Origin of the sequence: Acrocarpospora phusangensis (assembly GCF_016862995.1) — a bacterium.
In the GTDB taxonomy this organism is placed as follows: Bacteria; Actinomycetota; Actinomycetes; order Streptosporangiales; family Streptosporangiaceae; genus Acrocarpospora; species Acrocarpospora phusangensis.
In genome coordinates this window covers 1-10,267 of record NZ_BOOA01000146.1, presented here as the reverse complement: position 1 = coordinate 10,267, position 10,267 = coordinate 1, and the positions used below count along the sequence as shown (strand labels likewise).

General features: G+C 70.1%; 9 protein-coding genes. 1 reads left to right on the top strand and 8 read right to left on the bottom strand.

The annotated features are described in order from the left end of the window. Positions 1 to 916: phytoene desaturase family protein (locus Aph01nite_RS39835; RefSeq protein ID WP_204046275.1), on the top strand; the 916-nt coding region annotated here is incomplete at its 5' end. On the opposite strand, the gene yjfF is transcribed toward Aph01nite_RS39835, so the two are convergent. The 8 genes from yjfF to Aph01nite_RS39795 form a co-directional block, all read right to left on the bottom strand. Further along, the gene (yjfF, locus tag Aph01nite_RS39830; RefSeq protein WP_239162333.1) at positions 867 to 2,102 is read right to left on the bottom strand and encodes a galactofuranose ABC transporter, permease protein YjfF; all 1,236 of its coding nucleotides are present in this window, start codon (positions 2,100 to 2,102) and stop codon (positions 867 to 869) included. The genes Aph01nite_RS39835 and yjfF overlap by 50 nt on opposite strands. Beyond that, complete coding sequence (locus Aph01nite_RS39825; RefSeq protein WP_204046274.1) at positions 2,099 to 3,142, bottom strand: ABC transporter permease; 1,044 nt, start codon at positions 3,140 to 3,142, stop codon at positions 2,099 to 2,101. The genes yjfF and Aph01nite_RS39825 overlap by 4 nt, the downstream gene beginning before the upstream one ends. After that, positions 3,139 to 4,638 (bottom strand): sugar ABC transporter ATP-binding protein, encoded by a 1,500-nt coding sequence (locus tag Aph01nite_RS39820; RefSeq protein WP_204046273.1) that lies wholly within the window; start codon positions 4,636 to 4,638, stop codon positions 3,139 to 3,141. Before Aph01nite_RS39820 ends, Aph01nite_RS39825 begins: the two co-directional genes overlap by 4 nt. A gap of 65 nt (positions 4,639 to 4,703) precedes the next feature. Beyond that, on the bottom strand, positions 4,704 to 5,690 hold the full coding sequence (locus Aph01nite_RS39815) for an ABC transporter substrate-binding protein (RefSeq protein ID WP_204046272.1): 987 nt from the start codon (positions 5,688 to 5,690) through the stop codon (positions 4,704 to 4,706). A 31-nt stretch (positions 5,691 to 5,721) separates the two neighbouring features. Next, positions 5,722 to 7,203, bottom strand: a complete 1,482-nt coding sequence (araA, locus tag Aph01nite_RS39810; RefSeq protein ID WP_204046271.1) for an L-arabinose isomerase — start codon at positions 7,201 to 7,203, stop codon at positions 5,722 to 5,724. Beyond that, on the bottom strand, positions 7,200 to 7,853 hold the full coding sequence (locus Aph01nite_RS39805) for an L-ribulose-5-phosphate 4-epimerase (protein ID WP_204046270.1): 654 nt from the start codon (positions 7,851 to 7,853) through the stop codon (positions 7,200 to 7,202). Before Aph01nite_RS39805 ends, araA begins: the two co-directional genes overlap by 4 nt. 94 nt (positions 7,854 to 7,947) lie before the next feature. Next, positions 7,948 to 8,985, bottom strand: coding sequence for a LacI family DNA-binding transcriptional regulator (locus Aph01nite_RS39800; RefSeq protein WP_239162332.1), 1,038 nt, complete (start codon positions 8,983 to 8,985; stop codon positions 7,948 to 7,950). A gap of 326 nt (positions 8,986 to 9,311) precedes the next feature. Continuing rightward, the coding region (locus tag Aph01nite_RS39795) for an MFS transporter (protein ID WP_204046269.1) at positions 9,312 to 10,267 on the bottom strand (956 nt) is incomplete at its 5' end.

Sequence of the window (10,267 nt, the reverse complement as noted above, 5' to 3'; positions counted from 1 at the left end):
TCGGGGAGCGGTGAAGGCGCGGGTTCCCCGGGAGCTGCTGGCCGCGGTCGCCAGGAGAGGGCTGACCGCTCCGGTGGAGGAGGACTTCCGTACGTGGGGTGAGCGGCGGCTGGGCGCCGAGGCCACCCAGGCGGTCGCGGGTGTGCTGGGCGTCGTCACCTACGACGCCGATCCGGGCCGGCTGTCGGCGGCGTTCGTCTGGGAGCGTTTCCGGCGCGCCCTCGCCCCGAAGTTCCCCGCCCCCCGATACGTCGTCGGAGGCTGGGGCCGGGTCATCGACCGCATGGCCGCCCACGCCCGCCACCTGGGCGTACGCATCGAGACCGGAACCCGCGCGGACGCCCTACCGGCAGGCCCGGCGATCGTCGCGACCTCCCTGGACGCCGCCCGTCAGCTGCTGGCGGACGACTCGCTGCGCTGGGAGAGCGGCCGCGCCGTCCTCCTCGACCTCGGCGTACGGCAGGACCCCCGCGACCTGTTCCTCCTCTCCGACCTGGACGAGGGCGGCTTCCTGGAGCGCTATTCGTCCCCGGATCCGTCCCTGGCTCCGGACGGCGAAAGCCTGATCCAACTCCAGATGCCCGTGCGCCCCGGCGAGTCCAAAGCCGACGCCCTGGTACGGCTGGAGCGCCTGGCCGGCCTCGCCCTCCCCGGCTGGCGCGAACGCGTCACGTGGCGGCGGGAGTCCCTGGCCGGCGGCCGTACGGGCGCCCTCGACCTGCCGGGGCTGAGCTGGCGCGACCGTCCGGCCGTCGTACGCGGGGACGGGGTGTGGTTGGCCGGGGACAGCGTCGCCGCCCCCGGCCTGCTCAGTGAGGTGGCCATGAACAGTGCGCTCATGGCCGCCTCCCACGCGCTCGCCGCGCTCAGCCCTTCTGGGATTTCTTCGGGGCGATCGTCCGCTGGAGGACGATGAAGACGAACAGCAGCACACCGGTCACGATCTTGATCCACCAGGAGCTGAGCGTGCCCTCGAAGCGGATCAGCGTCTGGATCGAGCCGAGGAGCATCACGCCCAGCAGGGTGCCGAGCACGTAGCCGGAGCCACCGGTGAGCAGGGTGCCGCCGATGACGACCGCGGCGATGGCGTCCAGCTCCATGCCGACCGCGTGCACGCCGGTGCCGGACAGCGTGTACGTGGCGAACAGCATGCCCGCCAGCGCCGAACACGTCCCGCTCACCACATAGGCGCCGATCTTCGTACGGGCGACCGGAAGCCCCATCAGGAGCGCCGACTGCTCGTTGCCGCCGATCGCGTAGACGCCCCGGCCGAACCGGGTGTAGTGCAGCGCCCAGAACGCCAGCGCCAGGACCGCGATCGCGACGAAGACGGTGGGCTTGACGAACATGTCCCCCGGCAGCGGGATCGGGATGTGCGGCCACTCGGCGAAGAGCGGGTGCTTGATGGAGATCTGGTCGATGCTGATGACGAAGCAGAGGCCACGCGCGAGGAACATGCCGGCCAGGGTGGCGATGAAGGGCTGGATCTCGAAGTGGTGGATCACGTAGCCCATCGCGAAGCCCAGCAGAGCCCCCACCGCCAGGACGATGGGGATGACGAACAGTCCGACGTGTTCCACCAGCAACGCGGACAACATCGCGGACAGGGCGATCACCGCCCCGACCGACAGGTCGATCCCCCCGGTCAGGATGACGAACGTCATGCCGATCGCGGCGACCAGGAGGAACCCGTTGTCGATGAAGAGGTCGATGATGATCTGCCCCGACCCGAAGGCCGGGTAAAGGATCGACCCGGTCGCGAACAGCACCACGAACAGCGCCAGCGTGACCAGGACCGGCAGGTACTCGCGCCGGGCCATCCGCCCCAGGGGGAGGGATCCGGCCGTCGCCAGCGCGAACCTGCCCCGTAACGGACCGGGAGCCCGCCCGTTGCTCACAACGTCGCCGGCGCCGTCCGCCGCCTCACGCCCGGTCTGCCGCACGTCGGCTGCCGCCGCGGAGCCACCTGGGTCCCGGGCGTCGAGATCCGCCGCCACCCGGCCGCTCGCTTCCCGCGTCCCACTGTCGGGTGGCGATCCTCCCACGCCCGCACCGGAGTCGCCTGCTTCCGGGAGCGCGGGATCTTGGGGTGTGCGCTTCATGCGGCGACCTCCGCTTCGGCGGGAGCGGGACTTGCGGGACCGGTTGGCCGTCGGCGACGGAACACCTTGGCCCGGAAGGCCGGGGACTGGATCAGGCACACCGCCGTGACCACGAGGGCCTTGAAGACGAGCGTGACCTGCGGCGGAACGCCGGTGGTGTAGATCGTCGTGGAGAGGGTCTGGATGATGAGGGCGCCGAGCACGGTCCCGGCCAGGGAGAAACGCCCGCCCATGAGCGAGGTGCCACCGATAACCACCGCGAGAATGGCGTCCAGCTCGATCCAGAGCCCCGCGTTGTTGCCGTCGGCCGCCCGGATGTTGGAGCTGATCATCAGGCCCGCGATGCCGGCGCAGAACGCGCAGAAGACGTACGCGAGCACGAGCAGGCGCCGCGCCCGGATGCCCACCAGGCGGGACGCCTCGGCGTTGCCCCCCACGGCCTCCAGCAGCAGCCCCAGCGCGGTACGCCGGATCAGGACGGCCGTCCCGGCCACCACGACCGCGACCACGAGCACCGCGAACGGGAACCCGAAGAGATACCCGCCGCCGATCAGCTCGTACGGCTCGCTGTTGATCGTGATGATCTGGCCGTCGGTGATCAGCTGCGCCACGCCCCGCCCGGCGACCATGAGGATCAGCGTCGCGACGATCGGCTGGATCCCGATGCGCGCCACCAGCAGGCCGTTCCACAACCCCAGCACCAGCGAGAGCCCGAGCGCGAAGGCGACGGCGGTGAGCACGCCGCCCACCGCCTCCTGGTCCGGCTGCTCGGCGATGATCGAGCAGGCCAGCGCCCCGGAGATGGCCACGGTCGCGCCGACCGAGAGGTCGATCCCGCCGGTCGCGATGACCATGGTCATGCCGAGCGCGATCAGGATCAGCGGGGCCCCGTAGAGCATGATGTCGATCAGGCTGCCGTACAGGTGGCCGTTCTTGAGTTCGATGCGGAAGAAGGTCGGCGTGACGATCACGTTGGCCAGCAGCATCACCACGAGGATCGCCGCCGGCCAGAACAGCCGATGCTTGGTCAGGGCCTTCATCGGGCCACCCCGTTCGCGATGATCTCCAGCAGGCGCTCGGGGGTGACGTCGCTCTCGTTGGCGAGTTCGGCGATCACCTCACGGTCCCGGAGCACCTCGATCTTGTGGCTGATCCGGAGGACCTCTTCGAGCTCGGCGGAGATGAACACCACTCCCATGCCGTCGCCCGCGAGCGAGACCACCAGCTTCTGGATCTCCGCTTTGGCCCCGACGTCCACCCCGCGGGTGGGCTCGTCCAGGATCAGCAGCCTGGGCTGGGTGATCAGCCACCGGGCGAGCAGGACCTTCTGCTGGTTCCCGCCGCTCAGATTGCGTACGGGGATGTCCGGATCAGGCGGGTTGATGCTGAGCGCCTTGATGTACTGGCCGACCAGCTCGGCCCGCCGGGACGCGGACAGCGGCCGCAGCCATCCCCGGGAGGCCTGGAGAGCCAGCACGATGTTCTCCCCTACGGTCAGATCCTCGACCAGCCCTTCAGTCTTACGATCCTCGGGACAGAACGCCACCCCCCGTCCGATGGCCGCGCCGGGTGTGCGGAGCGCGGACGACGAGCCGCCGACCTCCAGCGTGCCGTTGTCGGCCGCGTCGGCCCCGAACATCAGGCGCGCGGCCTCGGTCCGCCCGGATCCGAGCAGCCCGGCGAACCCCACTACCTCGCCCGGATGCACCTCGAGATCGAACGGCGCGATGCCGCCCTTCCGCCCCAGCCCTCGCGCCGCCAGCACCGGCTCGCGGCTGGCGATCTCCTCCCGTACGTCCTCGCGCGGCGCGTGCAGTTCCTCCAGGGTGCGCAGCACCCGCCCGGTCATGTGCCCGACCAGTTCCACCCGGCTCAGCTCGGCCGTCGCGTACTCGCCCACCAGCCGCCCGTTGCGCAGGACCGTCATCCGGTCGGAGATCTCGAACACCTGCTCAAGGAAGTGGGAGACGAACAGGACGGCCACGCCTTCGTCCCGCAGCCGGCGCATGAGCGCGAAGAGCCGCGCCACCTCGTCCCGGTCCAGGCTGGACGTCGGCTCGTCCAGGACGAGCACCTTGGCCGAGATGTCCACGGCGCGGACGATCGCCACCAGCTGCCGTACGGCCAGCGAATAGCTCGCCAGGGGCGCGGCCGGGTCGATGTCCAGCTGGAAGCGCGCCAGCAGTTCGCCCGCCCGCCGCCGCATCTCCCGCCACCGGATGCCGCCCAGCCCGCGCGGCTCCCGCCCGATGAAGACGTTCTCCGCCACCGAGAGGTTGGGGCAGAGGTTGACCTCCTGGTAGACGGTGCTGATGCCGGCTTCCTGGGCCTGCTTCGGGCTGCCGATGGCCACCGGAACCCCGCCCAGCCGTACCTCGCCGGAGTCGGCGGTGTGCACGCCGGTGAGCACTTTGATGAGGGTGGACTTGCCGGCGCCGTTCTCCCCCATCAGCGCGTGCACCTCGCCGGGCAGCAGGCGGAAGTCCACGCCGTCCAGTGCCCGTACCCCCGGAAAGACTTTCGTGATACCCGTCATCTGCAACAAGGCGGGTCCTCCTTCGGGGCCGGGCGGCCGGAGAACCGGCCGCCCGGCGTGCGGACTCAGTACTGACGGGTGGACAGGACCTCGGCGGCCTGCTGCGGCGTGAAGGTCGTCTCCTTGGTGACGATGCGCTTCTCCAGCGTCTCGCCGGCGGCGGCCTTCTTGGTGAGCTCCATCAGCTGCTCACCGAGGAGCGGGCTGCACTCGGCGATGAAGTTGATCTCGTTGGCGGCCAGCGCGGTCATGCCGTCCTTGACCGCGTCGATCGTCGCGATCTTGATGTCGGCGCCGGGCTTGAGACCGGCCGCCTTGATCGCCTCGATCGCGCCCAGGCCCATGTCGTCGTTGTGCGCGAAGAGCAGGTCGATCTTCGGGTTGGCCTGCAGCAGCGCCTGCATGACCTCCTTGCCCTTGGCCCGGGTGAAGTCGCCGCTCTGCGAGGCGATGACCTTCATGTTGGGGTTGGCGGCGATGATGGACTCGAAGCCCTTCTTGCGGTCGATCGCGGGCGCCGAGCCGACCGTGCCCTCCAGCTGGACGATGTTGACGGGGCCGGACGCGGACTTGAACTCCTCAAGCGCCCACTTGCCGACTTCCTCGCCCTCCTTGACGAAGTCGGAGCCGATGAAGGTGGCGTAGAGGGAGGCGTCGGAGTCCACGGCCCGGTCGGTCAGGATGACCGGGATCTTCGCGGCCTGCGCCTCCTTGAGCACCGCGTCCCAGCCGGTCACGACCACCGGCGAGAAGGCGATCACGTCCACCTTCTGCTGGATGTAGGAGCGGATCGACGCGATCTGGTTCTCCTGCTTCTGCTGCGCGTCGGAGAACTTCAGGTCGATCCCGGCCGTGGCCGCGGAGTCCTTGATCGACTTGGTGTTCGCGGCCCGCCAGCCGCTCTCCGAGCCGACCTGGGAGAACCCGAGCGTGATCTTGCCGGAACCGGCGTCGCCGCCGCCGCTGGCACTCGTCTCACCGCCACCGCCGCAGGCGGCGAGGACGGAGGCCAGCAGACCCGCGGTCAGGGCGGCCGACAGCTTCTTTAACATTCGCTATCTCCTTCGAGATACGGGGGGATTTTCAGAGGCCCTGGGCCAGGCGGTAGTACGCCTGGTTCCAGCGGAGCTCCTTGGTGAACTGCCTGGTCGTGGTGGTCTCGTCGATGAGCAGCAGCTCGGTCCCGGCCATGTCGGCCAGGTCCGTCAGCTCCTCGGGCCCGATCGCCGCCGACAGGGCGGTGTGATGCGGGCCTCCGGCCATCAGCCAGGTCTCTGTCGCGGTACGGAAGTCGGGCAACGGCTTCCACACCGCACGGGCCACCGGCAGCATCGGCAGCGGCTCGCTGGGCGGGACCAGCTCCACCCGGTTGGCGACCAGCCGGAAACGGTCGCCCATGTCGGCCAGGCCGACCACGACGGCGCCCCCCGGCGCCGCGTCGAAGACGAGCCGCACCGGGTCCTCCCGGCCGCCGATGCCCAGCGGGTGGATCTCGCAGGACGGTACGCCGGACGCGATGCTGGGGCAGACCTCCAGCATGTGCGCGCCGAGTACCAGTTCCTGTCCTGGTTCGAGGTGGTAGGTGTAGTCCTCCATGAACGAGGTTCCGCCCGGGAGGCCGACCGCCATCGTCTTGAGCGTGCGGACCAGCAGGGCGGTCTTCCAGTCGCCCTCGCCGCCGAAGCCGTACCCGTCGGCCATCAGGCGCTGGACGGCCAGGCCGGGCAGCTGCCGCAGGCCGCCCAGATCCTCGAAGTTGGTGGTGAACGCGCCGAAACCGCCGTCGGCGAGGAAACCGCGCAGGCCGAGCTCGATCCTGGCCGCGTACCGCAGCGAGTCGAGGCGTTCACCGAGCAGTTCTGACGCCACCTGGTAGGTGTCGGCGTACTCCTTGACCAGGGTGTTCACGTCGGCGTCGGCCACCGCGTCCACGGCCGCGACCAGGTCGTTCACACCGTAGGTGTTGACCGAGACGCCGAAGCGCAGCTGCGCCTCGACCTTGTCGCCCTCGGTCACCGCCACGTCGCGCATGTTGTCGCCGAAGCGGGCCAGCCGGAGCGAGCGCATCTCGGCCAGGCCGAGCGCGGCCCGCGCCCAGGAGGCCACCCGCTCGACCACGGCCGGGTCGGTGACGTGCCCGGCCACCGTCTTGCGCGCCACCCCGAGGCGGGACTGCACGTAGCCGAACTCGCGGTCGCCGTGCGCGGCCTGGTTCAGGTTCATGAAGTCCATGTCGATGGAGTCCCAGGGCAGCTCCACGTTGGCCTGGGTGTGCAGATGCAGCAGCGGAGTACGCAGCGCGTCCAGCCCGGCGATCCACATCTTGGCGGGCGAGAAGGTGTGCATCCAGGCGATCACCCCGACGCAGTCGTCGGCGGCGTTGGCCTCCAGGCAGATCCGCCGGATCGCGGCGGCGTCCGTCAGCACGGGCCGCCACACGATGCGGACCGGGAGGCCGGAGCCGTCCAGGGTCTCGGCTATCCGCCGGGACTGCCCGGCCACCTGGGCCAGGGTGTCCTCGCCGTACAAACCCTGACTCCCCGTGAGGAACCACACTTCCTTCATCGGACTCCCTGTCCGTAGACGTTCTGGTAGCGGTCGTAAAGACGGTCGACGTCGGCCGGCGCGATCTCGACGGGGGTGCCGAGCTGGCGGGCGATGTGCACGGTCCTTGCGACGTCCTCGCACATCACGGCGGCCTTGACGGCCTCGCGCGGGGAGCCGCCGATGGTGAAGACGCCGTGGTTGGCCATGAGCACGGCCGGGGAGCGGTGGCCGTCGAGGGTCGCCACGATGCCCCGGCCGATGTCGTCGCCGCCGATCAGCGCGAACGGGCCGACCGGGATCTCCCCGCCGAACTCGTCGGCCATGGCCGTCAGCACGCACGGGATCGCCTCCCCGCGCGCGGCCCAGGCGGTCGCGTACGTGGAGTGCGTGTGCACGACCCCGGACACGTCCGGCCGGTGGCGGTAGACGTACGCGTGCGCGAACACGTCACTGGAGGGCTTCAGCCCGTCCTCCACGGGCTTCCCTTCGAGATCGCACAGCACCATCGACCCGGGGGTCAGGTCCTCGTACGGCACGCCACTCGGCTTGATCAGTAAGAGGTCGGCCCCGGGGACCCGCGCGGAGACGTTGCCGGCGGTCCAGGCGACCAGACCGGCGGTCACGAGTATCTGGTGCAGGTCAGCGAGTTCCTGCCGGAGTTCGATCATCCTCAACCTAGCGTTAGTTCGTGGTTGCGCTAACATCATGGGCCTCACAGGCCACGGAGACCTGTCGTGGTGCCCTAACGGATCGTCGGGTCGGCTATCGGAGTTGAGCAGTGGACTCACGGACGACGAGCTCGGGCTCGACCATCCGCCGGACATCCCCCTCGACCCCCGCGATCCGGTCGAGGAGTAGTTGCAGCGCCTGCCCGCCGACCTCGCCGAAGTTCTGCCTGACCGTGGTCAGCGGCGGCCAGAAGTACGCGGCCTCCGGAACGTCGTCGAAACCGACGATGCTGACGTCCTCCGGCACCCGCTTGCCGGCTTCGCGCAGCGCGCGCAGCAGGCCGAGCGCCATCGGGTCGTTGGCGACGAACACGGCCGTGACCTCGGGGTCACGGGCCAGCCGCCGCCCGTGCTCGTAGCCGGACTGCGCGCTCCAGTCGCCGGCCAGCGGCTCCGGGACCTCGCGGCCCTCCGCCTCCAGCACCGAACGCCAGCCCTGCAGACGGCCGCTGGCGTCGATCCAGTTGGGCGGCCCGGACAGGTGCCACACCGTCCGGTGCCCGAGACTGAGCAGGTGCCTGGTCGCGCGGGCGCCCCCGGAGTGCTGGTCCACGGCGGCGACCGGGACCGGCACACCCTCGCCGCCGCCCACGTCCACCACCGGCAGGTCCTTCGGCAGGTGCCGCAGGCCCTCGGAGGCCGACTCGTGCGGGGCGATGATGATGACGCCGTCCACCGACTGGGAGCGCAGGCGTTCGACGCCCTCGGCGATGGACCGGCGGGTGAGCGCCTCCAGGCTGGCGATGCTCACCAGGTAGTCGTGCTGCCTGGCGGCGCGCTCGATGCCGTAGAGGGTGGATGCCGGGCCGTACAGCGTTGTGTCGAAGCTGACCACGCCGAGGACGCCGGAGCGGCCGGTGACCAGGGAGCGGGCGGCGAAGTTGGGGCGGTAGCCGAGTTCCTGGACGGCCGCGAGCACGCGCGCCCGGGTCTCGGGTCGCACTTTCTCCGGCGCGTTCAGCACCCGGGAGACGGTCATCGCCGAGACACCGGCGAGCCCGGCGACGTCCTCCATGACCGCCGCCCTGGGGCGGTCGGCCGGAGTGTCAGCCGTCGGGTTGCTCGATGTCATCGGCCGCGATCCGTTCTCGTGCACTGTCAGGCCCGTGTTGCGGGGAGGTTTCCGAGTGTTAGCGATAACACTGCCTCTGTCAATACCTCGGTACTCCCTATCACGAAGAACCGATGATTCCACAGCTGAGACCGGATCGTTATGGGCATCTGGGCTTGACCGCTGAGCCTGATAGCGCTAACAGGCGAGATTTATAACAGAGCTTTTACCTGCGGAAGGGTGGGGTCCTTCTCCCGTTTGAGGCGAGATGGCCTACTCTTGATCTGTGGTCGCCCGAGGCGAGGTCAGGTCGCCTCGGGTGGCCACCTTTCTGTTCCCGCGGGCTTTCAGCCCGCCGTCGCCGCGACCCTGTCCGGTACGGCTCGCGCCTCGTCCTCGATGACCCGGTCGGCGCCCACGTACCACCCCGTCAGCATCTGCGCCACGACGACGGCGAACAGCACCACGAACGGCCACGTCCAGCCGCCGGTGACGTCGTAGAGCACACCGATCAGCAGCGGCCCCGCGCCCGCCACGAGATAGCCGACACTCTGCGTGAAAGCCGACAGCGCGGCCGTGCCCTCGGCGGTACGGGCACGCATGGTCAGCAGCGTCAGCGCCATCGGGAAACCCGACATGGCGAGCCCGACCACGAGCGCCCAGACCCAGAGCGCGTCACCGCTGAGCAGGCCGGCGAACCCGGCCACGTAGAGGAACACGAACAGGGTCACCAGCGGGCGGACGTTCCGCATCCGGGCGGCCAGCGCCGGGACCACGAGGGAGCTCGGGATGAAGAGCGCGGTGAAGACGCCCAGGACCAGGCCGGCGCCGTCCGTGGTGTAGCCGCCGTCCAGCAGCACCTGCGCGAGCCAGCCGAACAGCACGTACGCGAGCAGGCTCTGGCTGCCGAAATATCCGGCCATGGCCCAGGCGAGCTTGCTGCGGACCAGGGTTCTGGGGCCGCCGTACGAGCCGGTGCGCCGTTCGGGCGTGTCCTTGCGGAGAATCACCAGCCACGGCGCCGCGGCGAGTACGGCCAGGGCCGCCCAGACGCCGAGGGCCAGCTGCCAGCTGCCGCCGGAGGCGTGTTCGATCGGGACGGTCAGGGCGGCGGCGAGCATCGTGCCCACCGCGAGCGCGGTCGCGTAGACGGTCATCATGGTGCCGGTTCTGGCGGGGAAGTGCCGCTTGATCAGGGTGGGGATCAGCACGTTGCCGAACGCGCCGCCGGCGAGGGCGACCGCGCTGGCCGTCAGGAACAGCCAGGTGGAGTCGGCCACCGCGCGTACCAGGAGGCCGGCCG